The following is a 13,475-nucleotide window of genomic DNA, read 5'->3' as shown; positions in this document are numbered from 1 at the left end:
AGTGTGCCCACCACCTATCGCGATCGAGGAAAGTTGGTGGGCACGGCGCGTTGCGCCTTTGCCTACCCTACGGCAGCGCGGCTACGGCTTCCGCAAAAACACGAACTCCGTGTCGTCATACGCCCGCCGCTCCAATTCCTCGTAACCCTCGGGCGCCGCAAACTGTGCGGCCTTCGCCTCTTCCACCACGAGCAGCGCACCCGGCGTCAGCCAGCCGCCATCGCGCAATGAGACGAGTGCCTTCTCCGCAAGTCCCCTGCCGTAGGGCGGATCGAGGAACACCAGCGAGAACGGTTCGACCGGATGCGCGGGGCCGAGATCGGCCGCGTCGCGGCGGTAGACTTTTGTCACCCCGCCGAGGCCGAGCGATTCCACATTGTTACGCAGCAGCGCGCGGGCCTCGGCGCCATTGTCCACGAACAGCACGAACTTCGCGCCGCGTGACGATGCTTCGATGCCGAGCGCGCCGGTGCCGGCGAAGAGATCGAGCACGCGGGCGTCCGGAATCGGATCGTCATAGGCGTGCACGAGGATGTTGAACACGGACTCGCGCAGCCGGTCCGCCGTGGGGCGGATGTCACGCGAAGACGGTGAGGCGAGATTACGCCCCTTCAAGCGACCGCCGACGACGCGCAACTAGTCCTCCTTCGGCGTCAGGTCGCGCTTGCCGTGATAGCCGCGCTTCGGACGGCGCGGCGGGCCGTAGCCGCTCGCCTCCGCCTCCTTGCGCTCGCGCGCTTCCTCGCTGCCGGTGCGCTGCACCAGCACGCGGCGGCCCTTGCGGTCGTTGATCACCGCGCGCTTGCTGACGGGCTTGGTTTCGCGCGACGCATCATCGTCGCCCGACGATGATTTCTTCGGCACGTCGAACTGCGCGCCCGACTTCTCGATGATCTTCTCGCCGAGCTGGTCGCGCAGCACGCGCGACTTGATCTCCTCGACCTGGCCTTCGGGGACCTCGCCGAGCTGGAACGGGCCGTAGGACACGCGGATCAGCCGGTTCACCTCGAGCCCGAGATGAGCGCAGACGTTGCGCACCTCGCGGTTCTTGCCTTCGCGGATCGCGAACACCAGCCAGACATTGGCGCCCTGGTCACGTTCCAGCGTCGCGTCGATCGGACCGTATTTGACGCCCTCGACCTCGATGCCTTCCTTCAGCTGATCGAGCTGGGCCTGGGTGATTTCGCCATGGGCGCGGACGCGGTAGCGGCGCAGCCAGCCGGTATCGGGCAATTCGAGCGTGCGCGCGAGGCCGCCGTCATTGGTGAGCAGCAGCAGCCCTTCGGTGTTGAAGTCGAGCCGGCCGATCGAGATCAGCCGCGGCAGGCCTTCGGGCAGATTGTCGAACACGGTCGGACGGCCCTCGGGGTCGTCATGCGTGGTCATCAGGCCGCGCGGCTTGTGATAGAGGAACAGCCGGGTGCGCTCGCGCTCCGGCAACGGCTTGCCGTCGACGGTAACGACGTCGTTCTGCGTGATGTCGAGCGCCGGCGAGTTGATGACGCGGCCGTTGACGGTGACGCGGCCCTGCGTGACCATCTCCTCGGCGTCGCGGCGCGAGGCGAGGCCCGCACGCGACAGCACCTTGGCGATGCGCTCGCCGGCCTTCTTCGGCTTCGGCTCTTCCTCCCGCCGCGGCCGGCGATCGAAATCACGATCGCGCTCGCGATAGGCGCCGCGGCCGCCGAACGCCGGGCGCTTCTCGAAGATCCTGCTCTCGTTCTCGTTTTCACGGCGCGGACGATCACCGAAGCGGCCTTCGCTGCGCGGATGCTCGTGCCAGTCGGAGCGGCCCTCGGAGCGCTCGCGCGGGCGATTGAATTTCGGACGGTCGCCGCTGCGGTCGCCATCGCCGTCGCGACGGGGGCGATCGAATTTGGGACGATCATCGCGCGGCCGGTCGAACTTGGGCCGATCGAACTTGGGACGATCAAACTTGGGCCGCTCGCGGAACGGACGATCACCTGACGCGCGATCGTCGCGCGAGCGCGAGAAACGGGGACGGTCATCACCGCTGCCTTGCCGTTCGTCGCGCTTTTGCCAGGGCTTGTCTTCGCCGCGATCACGGCCGCCAAAATCCTTGCGCGGGCCTTTGCCAAAGTCTTTCCGCGGCGGCCGGTCGCCGCGCGGCGCCGCATCGCGCTTCTGCCAAGGCTTTGAATCGGAGCGCTCGCCGCGATCGCGCGGACGATCGCTACGGTCCGGTGCGCCCCGCGAAAACTTCCGCTCGCCGTCGAATTTGCGTTCCGGGCGGTCGCCACGCGGCGCGTAGGGCTTCTTGTCGCCAAACTTTCTGTCACCGGTCCGGCCGGCGGGACGGGACTCGTCGCGATCCCTGCGCGGCGGACGATCGTCGCGGCCATAGGAGGGACGATCACCGCGCGGCTTGAACGGCCGCTTCTCGCCATCGCGCGAGGGACGATCGGAGAACGGGCGGTCGCCGCGCGGCTTGAAGCTGCGCTCGCCGCGTCCCTCACCACCGCGATCGTCGCGGTTGAATTTCGGCCGGTCGCCGAAGTCGCGGCGCGGGGCATCGCCGTCCGCGCGAGGGCGGAACGGACGATCGCCGCGGTCGGTGCGAGGCGGACGGCTGTCGCGGTCGCCACGGGGCGGGCGGGCGTCGCTCCTGCCCTCGGGGCCGCGCTTGGCGAACTTCTTCTCGGGGCCACGCGGCTTGCCGGACCGGCCCTTGGGCGGTCCCCTGTGTGGTCCCTTGGGGGGGCCTCGCCGGCCGCGGGAATCGTTGTCTTTGTCGCTGTCGCGAGGCATGAATATTCTCACTTAGGGGGTGGCGCGATGAGCATTGTGCGTGCTCGCTTCGAGCCGCATGCTCAGGCAAATCCGGTATTCACTCTTGCTGAAGGCGGAGCTACTAGCAGGTTTCTGGCGATGATACGAGGCTTGAAAGCCCCCTCTTTCATGGATTTGGCGCTCAAAACGGCCGAAAATGCCGGAAAGGCGGGCGAAGTTCCGATCGGATGCGTGGTGGTCCGCAATTACGAGGTCATTGCCACCGCGGCGAACCGGACGCTGACGGATTACGACCCGACCGCCCATGCCGAGATCGTTGCGCTGCGCGAGGCGGCCAAAAAGATCGGCAGCGAGCGCCTGGTCGACTGCGACCTCTACGTGACGCTGGAGCCCTGCACCATGTGTGCTGGCGCGATCTCGTTTGCAAGGGTCAGGCGGCTCTATTACGGCGCGGCCGACCCCAAGGGCGGCGCGATCGAGTCCGGCGTGCGGTTCTTTGCATCCCCAACCTGCCATCACGCGCCGGACGTCTATTCCGGCGTCGGCGAGAGCGAGGCGGCGCGGCTGCTCAAGGAGTTCTTTCGCGAGCGGCGCTAGCTGCCTGCGAAGAACTCGCGCAGCGCCTTGGCCGTCACCTCCGGGTTCTCCTCGGTGAGGAAGTGGCCGGAATCCACCGGCATGCCGTCCACGTTGGTGGCCCATTGCTTCCAGGTATCGAGCGGGGTCGCGGCGGCCTGGGCCACGCCGGCATTGCCCCACAGCACCAGCATGGGAATGGTGATCTTCTTGCCGGCTTCGAAATCGGCCTTGTCGAGGTCGTAGTCGAAATAGGCGCCGGCGCGGTAGTCCTCGCACATCGCGTGCACGCGGGCCGGATCGCGGAACGGGGCGATGTAGTGCTCCAGCGCGCGTTCGTCGATCGCATCGAGCGTCCTGGACTTGGTCTGGCTCGCCATCTTGAAGCGCAGGAAGAACTCGCCCTGGCTCGAGATCAGCGTCTCCGGCAGCGGCGCGGGCTGGGCCAGGAAAGTCCAGTGATAGATCTTCAGGGCATAGGCGCGGTTCATCCGCTCCCAGTAATTATAGGTCGGCAGGATATCGAGCACGGCGAGCTTCGACAGCCGGCCGGGATGGTCGAGCGCGAGGCGGTAGGAGACGCGGCCGCCGCGGTCGTGGCCGGCGAGCGCGAAGTGCACGTGGCCGAGGCGCTCCATCACCTCGACCATGGCCTTGGCCATCGCGCGCTTGCTGTAGGGCATGTGCAGCGCGTCGCTCTCGGGCATGTCGGACCAGCCATAGCCCGGCAGATCGGCGATGATCAGCGTGAAGGCGTCGGCCAGCTCAGGCGCGACGCGGTGCCACATCACGTGGGTCTCGGAGAAGCCGTGCAGCAGCAGCAGCGGCGGGCCGCTGCCGCCGACGCGGGCGAAGATGCGGCCGAAGGAGGTGTTGATCCATTCGGAGGCGAAGCCGGGATAGAGGTCGGCGAGATCGGACATCTTGTTGCATCCTTGTCGGGTCAGTCCGGGAGCTGCTCCCAACAAAAATGTCGAAAACAACCCCATGCACAGTAGCGCGCGTCCTCGGCGAAGGACGCTAAGCCCAACAGCCGACTACGCATTCTTGGATTGACGATGTGGCGGCGCGATGGCGCAGGGCTCGTTGCGCCCATTCCGGAAAAAAGCCTGTCAGCCCCGCGCCTTCTCGGCTTCCACCGCCTGCCAGCCGATGTCGCGGCGGCAAAAACCCTCCGGCCAGTGAATGCGGTCGACGGCCTGATAGGCGCGGCTCTGCGCCTCCGTCACGGTCGCACCGAGCGCGCAGACATTGAGCACGCGGCCGCCATTGGCGAGGATCGCGCCGTCTTTCTCGACCGTGCCGGCGTGGAAGATCTCGACGGTGTCCACCTTCGCCGCGTCATCGAGCCCCTCGATGCGCGTGCCCTTCTGGTAATCGCCGGGATAGCCCTTCGCCGCCATCACCACCGTGAGCGCGCTTTCCGGATGCCAGCGTAAATCAAAATTCTTCAGCTGGCCGTCGCAGGCGGCGAGGAACGCCGGCACGATGTCCGACATCATGCGCAGCATCAAGACCTGGCACTCGGGGTCGCCGAAACGGACGTTGAACTCGAACAGTTTTGGGCCCTGCGTCGTCAGCATGATCCCGGCATAGAGGATGCCGCGGAACGGCGTGCCGCGCTGCTTCATGCCAGCGACCGTCGGCAAAATGATCTTGGCCATGATCGCGTCGTGGATCTGAGGCGTCACCAGCGGCGTCGGCGAATAGGCGCCCATGCCGCCGGTGTTCGGGCCGACGTCGTGGTCGAACACGCGCTTGTGGTCCTGCGCGGAGGCGAGCGGGATAGCGGTCTCGCCGTCGCACAGCGCGAAGAAGCTGATCTCGCGGCCCGGCAGAAACTCCTCGATCACGACCTCGGCGCCGGCCTCGCCAAACGCGCCCTCGAACATCATGGCGATGGCGTCGTCGGCTTCGCGCACCGTCTTGGCCACCACCACGCCCTTGCCTGCGGCAAGGCCATCGGCCTTCACCACGATCGGCGCGCCCTGGCTGTGGACGTAGTCGCTGGCGTCCTTCGCGTTGGTGAAGCGCTGGTAGGCGCCGGTCGGAATGCCGAATTCGGTGCAGAGCGCCTTGGTAAAACCCTTGGAGCTTTCGAGCTGGGCGGGGATCCTGTTCGGGCCGAACGCCTTGATGCCGGCGGCGGTGAGATCATCGACGATGCCGGCCGCCAGCGGCGTCTCCGGGCCGACCACCACGAGCTCGACCGCGTTGGTCTTGCAGAAGGCGATCACCGCGGCATGGTCGGCCACATCGAGCGCCACGCACTCCGCCTCGCGCGCGATGCCGGCATTGCCGGGCGCGCACCAGAATTTGGTCACCAGGGGAGAGGCTGCGATTTTCCATGCCAGAGCATGTTCGCGGCCGCCGGAACCGAGCAGGAGAATGTGCATCGAAGGCTCGAAATGAGGGGTTTTGCTGGGGGCGGAGGTCGCACGAATCGGGGTGGGGCTCAAGGGATGTTGCCTCAAACTCCCCGCCATTCCAGGCTCGTGCCGGCGCGGCGCCCCGGAAGGACGGCGGGTGCTAAACTTGGTTTCCCCACGATGATCTCCTGCAACGCCGCCCCCTTTAACCCATGACGGTCGCCGCCGAGACATTCGCCTCGACGGTCTTCTGCTTGACGGTGTTGCGCTTCCGGCAAAGCCTCGAACACCGCGCATGTGGCGAATGCGAGCATTCGAATTCTTCCATTAAATTCAGTAGCTTCCGGATGGGGGCTACCAAGTAACCTCCCTAGTCCTGGATACTTGAGATATATCACCTGGATGGTACATAAATGTGTCCAGGAATTTCAAAAAAACCATCCTGGATACTTGACTATCATATCCAGGCCCGCTACTTGACTTCACATTGATCACACCAAAGGAGCTTTCATGATTCCCTCTGACAACGGATTGCCCAAACCGCTCGCCACCCTCGATGAAGTCCTCGACACCGGGGACACATCCGAAAAGCCGATGAAGGTTTTCATCGGTCACAACCTTGGTAGCCGCACGTTCCTCATGCAGATGCCAATGCACGAATTTTACAGCATGTCTGAGGTGGCGAACGATCCCGGCCGCGATGGAGATACGGTTGCCCAGCGAAAGCTTGATCCTGCCCACGCACAGAAGCTCGCATTGTACATTTTGAAGGGATTGGTCTCAGCAGCTATCGAACGACGCCAGATCGCAGGGAAGCCCGTTCCCGACGCGCTTAAGAGCGTGATGGAGCACTTGGGCCGTCAGCCATACATGGCGCTTCAGCCTCTCGTCGTGAACATTCGAGATTGCAATCCACGGGGAGCGGACATCCGAGGTGACCGGATGCTCGACAAGCGAACTGAGGAGACTGCTGCCTTCCGAGTTTTCTTGTCACAGCGACACGTTCTTTGGGTCGTTGATGGTCAGCATCGTCGGAAAGGAATGCAGTTGGTGTTCGATTTCCTTGAGAGTGTTCGCACCACTCGCGCATATCCGAAGAAGGGTAACCTGGCGGGCTTCAAAGATGGCGAACCTGCGACGGGGGATGAACTTGCGGTTTGGGAAGAGTGTTTCGAAGTGGCCCGCAGTTACTGCACCTTGTTGCTGGAGGTGCATCTCGGATTGAACGCCGATGAAGAACGTCAGCTTTTCCACGATCTGAACAGGCTGGGAAAGAAGGTCGATACCAACCTCGCCCTGCAGTTTGACAACTCAAATCCGATCAACTTGTTCATTAAGGATAAGCTCATCAACGCTGACGCTATCGGAATTGCCGTGTCGGAGATGGACGTTAAGGATTGGTCAGACGACAAGGGGGCGTTGCCGCGGAAGGATATGGTGGCCGTCAATGCCATTCTGTTCCTCAACAAGACCAACATCAGCAGCGCCACACCGGCTCTTGTGGAAGGTAAAGAAGATACGGCCTATCGCTTCTGGACGGCCGTACATGCCATTGATGGTTTTGGTGAGGAGCACGCTCGCCAGAAGACGGTTGCAGCTCAGCCAGTTGTCTTGAAGGCAATCGCGAAGCTGGTGTTCGATTTTAGCTTTAGCAATCGCCGTCCTGACGACGGAGATGATTTGACCGAAAAGCTGCTGTCTAATCTGACCGATATCGACTTCAGCCATGAAAATCCGATGTGGCGATATTACGAGCTGTCGGTTGCGGAGCGTAGCAGATACGGATTGACCACGTTGGCCGCCTACCTGCCAGCGGAGGAGACTGGCAACCGCGACCTCGGTAGCTACCAGGGCGGCTATATGAGGTTCGGTGCCAAGCACAACGACATCTATCCCATACTCGGCGACATGATCCGATGGAAGTTGGGCTTCCCGTCCCGCCACTCGAACGAAGCGGCCTCGGCATCGTCAGCGGCCGCTTAATCCAAGAGGGCGGCGGTCTCGCCGACTGGAAGACCGCCGCTCCTCTGAGTGTCAGGAATTTGAGACACTGAGATACTGTATGGGGATGATACCGGCAGGATCGCTAGATGGCAGTTTGGGAACTCTATTCGAAACGGCGAAAAAAAGAACTCGGTCCGTTGGCCGATGTATTCACATACGACAACATCCCGGACGCCCTGCGAACTCAGGTCGTTCACATGTGGGACGAAGCGATTGGTGTGGAATACCGCTCAGACGACACCGAGACGATTCAGGACACTTATCTCGAGATAGCTCAGATCCTGCGTCGAGAATACGGCGTGTTCAAATTGTCTAATGCTCGTGATCCTACAGACAGGAGGGACGCCAGGGACGACCTTGTGAGCTGGTTCCTGAATGAACAAGACAATGATCGCGTCCTCGATGCAATCGAATTGACCTTCCAAATAATCGACGTTTATTGCGGGCGGCAAGACTACCTTTATGGCAGAAAGAATCGAGAGATTGCCGACGGCGTCGCTTTGGAGCTGAATACTAGATTCAAAGAGCATGGAGTGGGCTATCAATTTGCAGAAGGCAAACTCCTCAGAGTCGACTCACAGCTCGTTCACAGTGAGGTCGTTATCCCGGCGCTCGCCGTTTTGCGTGAAAAGCACTTCGCTGGTGCGCAGGAAGAATTTTTGAGTGCGTTCGAGCACTATCGACACGGAAACAATGAGGAAGCGCTAGTAGACGCCTGCAAGTCGTTTGAGAGCGCGATGAAAGCAATCTGCGACAAACGGGGATGGGCTTACGATAAGAATAGGGCGACCGCCTCTGATCTAGTCAATATTTGCCTGTCGCAAGGGTTGATACCTTCGTTCTGGCAAAGCCACTTTGCTGCTCTGCGGTCCGTGCTTCAGTCGGGTATTCCCACTGCGCGGAATCGGCAAGCGGGCCACGGCTCAGGCACGCAAGCCAGGCCGGAACCTCCAGATGAGCTGGTCGCATACGTTCTCCATATGACAGCTTCGACAATCCTGTTTTTGGCTGAAGCGGAACGACGATCCCCGGAATTGCGGAAAGACTAAACCTGCCTCCCCGCAATGATCTCCTGCAACGTCGCCACATGCCGCGCGAACGCCCCTCGGCCGGCCGCGGTCGCGGTGACCGTCGTCTGCGGCTTCTTGCCGACGAAGGCCTTGTCCACCGAAACGTACCCCGCCTTGGCCAGCGTCTCGATATGCGCGCCGAGATTGCCGTCGGTGGCGCCGGTCAGCTTTTTCAGCAGCCCGTAGGATGGGTTGAGCCCTTGCGAAACCCATCGCACTTGTTTCGTGATAATGTCGCGTCATGACCGCGTACCGCCGCAACTTCGTTTCGGGTGGGTGCTTCTTCTTCACCGTCAACCTGGCGGAGCGGAAGCTGGCGTTGCTGACGGATCATATCGGGTTGTTGCGGACGGCGTTTCGCGAAACGCACCGACGCCATCCATTCACGATCGATGCCATCGTGGTGCTGCCTGATCACCTTCACACGGTGTGGACGTTGCCGGAAGGTGATGCCGATTTTGCAATGCGCTGGCAGTTGATCAAATCCACCTTTTCGCGCGGTCTGGCGCGCAACGAGAGGATATCCCCAAGCCGCGCGGCCAAAGGTGAACGGGGCATCTGGCAACGCAGATATTGGGAGCATACCATTCGCGACGAAGCCGATTTCGCGCGGCATGTCGACTACGTTCACATCAATCCGGTCAAACACGGGCTCGTCAACAGAGTACGTGACTGGGCGCCCTCCTCTTTTCATCGCCACGTGAAGCTCGGCAATTACCCGGCCGATTGGGCCGGCGACCAGTCGGATGACGGCCGCGATTACGGAGAACGGGGATAGAGAAGCGATGGGTTTCGCAAGGGCTCAACCCATCCTACGAGCTCAGGGGTTTGGTGCAGGAAGGCGTATCTCGATTGGGAAATCGGCGATCACCTTCGCGCCTGCTCTTACCTGGACGTGCCAAATTCCGCCTAGAGAGCCTACTAGCTCCAACCCCACAACGAAACGCGACCGCCTTATCGGACCGCCTTCAACCGTGATGATTTGGCTCTGTTGACCCGAAAGGAAGCCATCCGGGCGCAAGATGACCAGAGTTAGTTCGAGGTTGCTCCCGGCCGGTGAAATAGTCCCCGTGTCGATTTCGACATAGAGCGGGAGCGATTGTCGAAAGGGGACCGTGGTGACCTGCACCCAGTCCCAACCACCTTCGACAATTGTCCATAGCCCGTCCCGCATCCGAATAAACTCAGCGGCCAGCATGGTTGTAACTCTCAAGCCCGCGTTCAAATCCGCCTGCGTTGGTACGCGACGAGGAGGGGGGCAGTAGGGAGGCGCTCCTGTCTTGCCGCCCTTGGCCTTAATTTGGCGAAGAACGGTGCCGTCCTCTGTGCAAAGGTTGACGATGGTGTCTTCGCCCGGCCCCCCTTTGCCTCCCTCTCCAACGTGAAACTGAAGGTGGTGGACCCCTGCGAGTTCTTCGGGACCAAACGTTGCGCTAACGTGTTCGCCTCCGCCCCCGCCTTCGCCCCCGATTGCGTCTTCGCCGATGACACCAGCTCCGCCTCCACCGGCGCCGGGGGCTTCTCCCGGACTGCCGTCCAGAACGAATATGTCCCCGCCGGGACCGCCATGTCCCCCCGACGCATTGCCGCCGATTGCGCCGCCACCACCTCCACCGGCGCCCGGAGCCGAGCCTCCGAGACCGCCGAGGTGATGGATTCGCGCCCCCTCCGGCTCAATGTCCAGAAATTGCTCGCGAACGCTCCCCATGACCGGTGAATCAAGGATTGTCGTAACTCGCTCCAAGTGAAAGAGGTCCACGGGAGTTGATCCTGCGGCTGCCCTTAGCTTTTCACGCTCGCCAAGGGTGAGTTCCTGGTTGGTGACAAAGGCGATTCCGTCGGCCGCAGCTCGCCTCGCGCCTGCGAGATCAGTCTCAAACTTCGACAGAATGTCCGAGAACCGCTGGGCGCCTCGCGGGAAGTAAACCGCCATCGCGAAGCGAACGCCGTTCTTGGTTGCCATCGCGTCCTTCCCCCCATCGGGGCCTCCTAGAGGATGACTGGGGTCCAAAGAGGAGAAGCCTTCATGGATCAGAATCTGTGCCGCCAACCGTTCAGAAGGCGCTTGGCCTTTGGTCCATTCGATCAACCGATGCCATGTCTCGTCGTAGCGATTGCGCGTCAAATGATCCTCCGCAAAAGGCGCTGGCGCAGCATTGCCCAAAGCCGGGCGCCGACAGTACCCACCCAACTGTACCAGTCCTGCCGATGGGTCTAAACCTGCTTCCCCGCAATGATCTCCTGCAACGTCGCCACATGCCGCGCGAACGCGCCCCTGCCGGTTGCGGTGGCGGTCACCGTGGTCTGCGGCTTCTTGCCGACGAACGCTTTGTCGACCTGGACGTAGCCGGCCTTCGCCAGCGTCTCGATATGCGCGCCGAGATTGCCGTCGGTGGCGCCGGTGAGCTTCTTCAGCCGGGCGAATTCGAGGCCCACCTGCTGAGGCAGCGCGTTCAGCGCCGCCATGATCTTCAGCCGCAGCGGCTGGTGGATGATGTCGTCGAGCTCGGCCATCAGGTCCGCCGCATCCAGAGGCCGCCCAGAGTCAGGCCGCCGCCGTTGACGGCGGCCATCCACAAGAGGAGCGATATGCCGGGAATGAAGTAGTAGCCCATCAGCGTCAGCGCGACGATGCTGGCGCCGATGACGAGGAAGGCGCGGCCGAACCAGACGCCCGCCATCATGTAGAACAGCATGATGTAGATCGGCCAGAACGCCGTCTGCTGGCGCGGCGTGAAGTGACCGAAATAGCAGCAGAAGATGCCGAAGGCGGCGATCAGCGCAAACGTCAAAAAATAACGGCCGTCGAACACGCGAATGCGGTCCTTGGAACGATGATAAGCGCCGATGATGACCAGCCCCACGGCCGACACCGCGTATACCGCGAACCAGAGATAGAGGCCGTAGCGCGGCCAGAGCCAGCCCGAGATGTTGCCGACGAACGCCAGCACGCCCCACATCAGCAGAACGATGCTGGAGACCTGATAGATTTGTGACTGCCGCACGCGGCGAACCGTGTCCTCGATATCGCTCAGCGCTTCGGAAGCCTGCTTGCTGTCGATCACGATGGCGCTCCGCTCTGCTCGACCAGCCCGGTCGGCGGCGTTGGCGCATCCGCTGACGGCCGGTGCTTCCGGATCAGGATGGACGCGATCACCATGGTCACGAGTGAGGCGGCAAGGGCAATCAATCCAACCTGCTCCCGCGTGGTGACCGGCAATAGCCGCGCCGCGATGTTCGTGAGCCCAGCCGATACCGGCGCCGCATAGGACCAGGCGATGAAATAATAGTGAGTCCTGCGCCAGTTCGGCGGTTTCGGCGTGCGCAGCAGCGGCACGATCGCCAGTACGATCAGGCTGAAGTTGATGATCGCTGCGACATGGAACGCGTTGAAATGGCCGGTGAAGCGATAGACCAGCAGGGACGCGGCATCGGCAGCCAGCATGGCGTAGACGTAGAGATAGCCGCGCGCGCGATGGCCCGCGCCGCGCTTGGGGCGCAGGAACTGGACGAGGCCGACAACGAGGCACAGTGTCGCCAACGCCACATGAATGATGCCCGCGACTGTCGAATGCGCAATCATCGTCAGCTCCCCGCCGCGCCCCGCGTCGCCACGTCCTCGGCGATCGCGTTGACCGCCTTCGGGCTCGTGACGATGCCCATGTGGTTGATGCCGTCGATCACCCTAACGTCGACCGACGGTTTGATCGCCTGCACGGTCTCCGCGTATTTGTCGGAGATCATCATCTCGTCCTCGGCGCCGCCGAAGATCGTGATGGGGCGGGTCGTGGCGGGAAAATCGAGACGATAGCCGCGCGTCGCGTAATTGCGCATCAGGCGATCGGAATAGGTGGCGACGAGGATCTTCTCCATGTTCGGGCGCACCGCCAGGGCCAGCACCGGGAGCTGCGCGCAGCAGTCGATGCCGAGCTTGCGCAGCGCGGCAAGCCCCAGGAGGCGCGGGATGTCGGCGTTGGCCCAGCCGCCGGAGTTCGGGCGGTTGGTCGGCGCGTCGTAGCCGAGATAGGGCGCGAGCAGCACGGTGCGCACGAACATGTCCTGCATGATCGGTGTCGCGGCAACGCGCAGCGAGAAGCCGGCGCCGGCGGAATGGCCCACTAAAGTGAGCGGCAGGTCCGGCGCGGTCTTGCGGATCTCGGCGACGAAATCGACGAGGTCGTCCTCGAGCTGGCCGACATAGCCGATGTCGCCGCGGGTGCCGGAGCCGCCATGGCCGCGGATGTCCAGCGCCCAGGTCTCCACCCCGCGCGCGGCGATCGCATGGGTCAGCGCGTGGTTGACGGTGCCGCTGGAGCCGGAGGAGCCATGGATGAAGATCGCGCCGCGCCCGCTCCCCGGGCCGTTCGCCGCGTAGTGGCGATAGCCGATCCAGGTGCCGTCGCGGGCCTGAAAGCGCTCGAGCGGCGGCAGTGTCGACCAGTCGATGCCCTTGGCGGAGTCCGAGACGGAGCGCATCTCGGGCGGCCGTTGCAGCGGCGTCGCGATCATCGCGGCCAGGATCAGCGTCACGCCGCCGACCGCACACAGGACCCATTTCAGCCCGTTCAAAACGCCGCGCAGCAGCCGGATCGCCATGGATCGTCTCCCTCAAACACATCAAATATAGAGAACTCTATAATACAGAGTACTCTTCTAATCAATCCCAGGATTGGCGCCGCGCTGCGAAAATCCTTAAACAGCGGGT

At 62.8% G+C, this 13,475-nt stretch carries 14 protein-coding genes; 4 read left to right on the top strand and 10 right to left on the bottom strand.

The genetic code is table 11. The features are described from left to right. Positions 1-81: 81 nt before the first annotated feature. Complete coding sequence (gene rsmD / locus AC1RUR_RS17270; protein WP_492846061.1) at positions 82-636, bottom strand: 16S rRNA (guanine(966)-N(2))-methyltransferase RsmD; 555 nt, start codon at positions 634-636, stop codon at positions 82-84. Then, positions 637-2,769, bottom strand: coding sequence for a pseudouridine synthase (locus tag AC1RUR_RS17265; protein ID WP_492846059.1), 2,133 nt, complete (start codon positions 2,767-2,769; stop codon positions 637-639). Between the two features lie 120 nt (positions 2,770-2,889). Here AC1RUR_RS17265 and AC1RUR_RS17260 point away from each other — a divergent pair, with 120 nt between their 5' ends. Then, positions 2,890-3,348 (top strand): nucleoside deaminase, encoded by a 459-nt coding sequence (locus AC1RUR_RS17260; protein WP_492846057.1) that lies wholly within the window; start codon positions 2,890-2,892, stop codon positions 3,346-3,348. Here the strand turns inward: AC1RUR_RS17260 and AC1RUR_RS17255 are convergent. Together AC1RUR_RS17255 and purD are read right to left on the bottom strand one after the other, a co-directional pair. After that, the gene (locus AC1RUR_RS17255; protein ID WP_492846055.1) at positions 3,345-4,250 is read right to left on the bottom strand and encodes an alpha/beta fold hydrolase; all 906 of its coding nucleotides are present in this window, start codon (positions 4,248-4,250) and stop codon (positions 3,345-3,347) included. The genes AC1RUR_RS17260 and AC1RUR_RS17255 overlap by 4 nt on opposite strands. Before the next feature lie 189 nt (positions 4,251-4,439). Then, entirely contained in the window at positions 4,440-5,723 is a 1,284-nt protein-coding gene (purD, locus tag AC1RUR_RS17250; protein WP_492846053.1) for a phosphoribosylamine--glycine ligase, read from the bottom strand. 483 nt (positions 5,724-6,206) lie between these two features. Between purD and AC1RUR_RS17245 the strand changes: the two genes are divergently transcribed. Both AC1RUR_RS17245 and AC1RUR_RS17240 read left to right on the top strand, forming a co-directional pair. Then, on the top strand, positions 6,207-7,679 hold the full coding sequence (locus AC1RUR_RS17245; RefSeq protein ID WP_492846051.1) for a DNA sulfur modification protein DndB: 1,473 nt from the start codon (positions 6,207-6,209) through the stop codon (positions 7,677-7,679). A 107-nt stretch (positions 7,680-7,786) separates the two neighbouring features. Then, positions 7,787-8,749 (top strand): abortive infection family protein, encoded by a 963-nt coding sequence (locus AC1RUR_RS17240; protein WP_492846049.1) that lies wholly within the window; start codon positions 7,787-7,789, stop codon positions 8,747-8,749. On the opposite strand, the gene AC1RUR_RS17235 is transcribed toward AC1RUR_RS17240, so the two are convergent. Next, the gene (locus tag AC1RUR_RS17235; RefSeq protein WP_492846047.1) at positions 8,746-8,988 is read right to left on the bottom strand and encodes a winged helix-turn-helix domain-containing protein; all 243 of its coding nucleotides are present in this window, start codon (positions 8,986-8,988) and stop codon (positions 8,746-8,748) included. The genes AC1RUR_RS17240 and AC1RUR_RS17235 overlap by 4 nt on opposite strands. A gap of 23 nt (positions 8,989-9,011) precedes the next feature. On the opposite strand from AC1RUR_RS17235, the gene AC1RUR_RS17230 reads away from it, so the two are divergent. Continuing rightward, positions 9,012-9,548 carry an REP-associated tyrosine transposase gene (locus tag AC1RUR_RS17230; protein WP_492846045.1) on the top strand — a complete coding sequence of 179 codons (537 nt, stop codon included), beginning with the start codon at positions 9,012-9,014 and terminating at the stop codon, positions 9,546-9,548. A gap of 42 nt (positions 9,549-9,590) precedes the next feature. On the opposite strand, the gene AC1RUR_RS17225 is transcribed toward AC1RUR_RS17230, so the two are convergent. From AC1RUR_RS17225 to AC1RUR_RS17205, 5 genes are all read right to left on the bottom strand, one after another. Further along, a complete protein-coding gene (locus AC1RUR_RS17225) occupies positions 9,591-10,733 on the bottom strand; it encodes a hypothetical protein (RefSeq protein ID WP_492846043.1) in 1,143 nt (380 codons plus the stop codon). Between the two features lie 251 nt (positions 10,734-10,984). After that, the gene (locus tag AC1RUR_RS17220; protein ID WP_492846041.1) at positions 10,985-11,284 is read right to left on the bottom strand and encodes a winged helix-turn-helix domain-containing protein; all 300 of its coding nucleotides are present in this window, start codon (positions 11,282-11,284) and stop codon (positions 10,985-10,987) included. Next, positions 11,284-11,835: a hypothetical protein gene (locus AC1RUR_RS17215; RefSeq protein ID WP_492846039.1), complete on the bottom strand. Its 552-nt coding sequence runs from the start codon at positions 11,833-11,835 to the stop codon at positions 11,284-11,286. Before AC1RUR_RS17215 ends, AC1RUR_RS17220 begins: the two co-directional genes overlap by 1 nt. Then, positions 11,832-12,353, bottom strand: coding sequence for a DUF2306 domain-containing protein (locus tag AC1RUR_RS17210; RefSeq protein WP_492846037.1), 522 nt, complete (start codon positions 12,351-12,353; stop codon positions 11,832-11,834). The genes AC1RUR_RS17215 and AC1RUR_RS17210 overlap by 4 nt, the downstream gene beginning before the upstream one ends. Positions 12,354-12,355: 2 nt before the next feature. Then, a complete protein-coding gene (locus AC1RUR_RS17205) occupies positions 12,356-13,366 on the bottom strand; it encodes an alpha/beta hydrolase (protein ID WP_492846035.1) in 1,011 nt (336 codons plus the stop codon). Positions 13,367-13,475 lie beyond the last annotated feature (109 nt).

The organism is Bradyrhizobium sp. GW821-FHT12B03, assembly GCF_058807535.1.
Note: the sequence above shows the minus strand (reverse complement) of the source record. Positions and strands in the feature narration are given on the sequence as shown.

Bases quoted from the DNA above. Each gene is read 5' to 3' on its own strand.
- AC1RUR_RS17210 (WP_492846037.1), bottom strand. From the start codon at position 12,353: ATGATTGCGCATTCGACAGTCGCGGGCATCATTCATGTGGCGTTGGCG.
- AC1RUR_RS17265 (WP_492846059.1), bottom strand. From the start codon at position 2,769: ATGCCTCGCGACAGCGACAAAGACAACGATTCCCGCGGCCGGCGAGGC.
- AC1RUR_RS17220 (WP_492846041.1), bottom strand. From the start codon at position 11,284: ATGGCCGAGCTCGACGACATCATCCACCAGCCGCTGCGGCTGAAGATC.
- purD (WP_492846053.1), bottom strand. From the start codon at position 5,723: ATGCACATTCTCCTGCTCGGTTCCGGCGGCCGCGAACATGCTCTGGCA.
- AC1RUR_RS17260 (WP_492846057.1), top strand. From the start codon at position 2,890: ATGATACGAGGCTTGAAAGCCCCCTCTTTCATGGATTTGGCGCTCAAA.
- AC1RUR_RS17240 (WP_492846049.1), top strand. From the start codon at position 7,787: ATGGCAGTTTGGGAACTCTATTCGAAACGGCGAAAAAAAGAACTCGGT.
- AC1RUR_RS17205 (WP_492846035.1), bottom strand. From the start codon at position 13,366: ATGGCGATCCGGCTGCTGCGCGGCGTTTTGAACGGGCTGAAATGGGTC.
- AC1RUR_RS17255 (WP_492846055.1), bottom strand. From the start codon at position 4,250: ATGTCCGATCTCGCCGACCTCTATCCCGGCTTCGCCTCCGAATGGATC.
- AC1RUR_RS17230 (WP_492846045.1), top strand. From the start codon at position 9,012: ATGACCGCGTACCGCCGCAACTTCGTTTCGGGTGGGTGCTTCTTCTTC.
- AC1RUR_RS17225 (WP_492846043.1), bottom strand. From the start codon at position 10,733: ATGGCAACCAAGAACGGCGTTCGCTTCGCGATGGCGGTTTACTTCCCG.
- AC1RUR_RS17245 (WP_492846051.1), top strand. From the start codon at position 6,207: ATGATTCCCTCTGACAACGGATTGCCCAAACCGCTCGCCACCCTCGAT.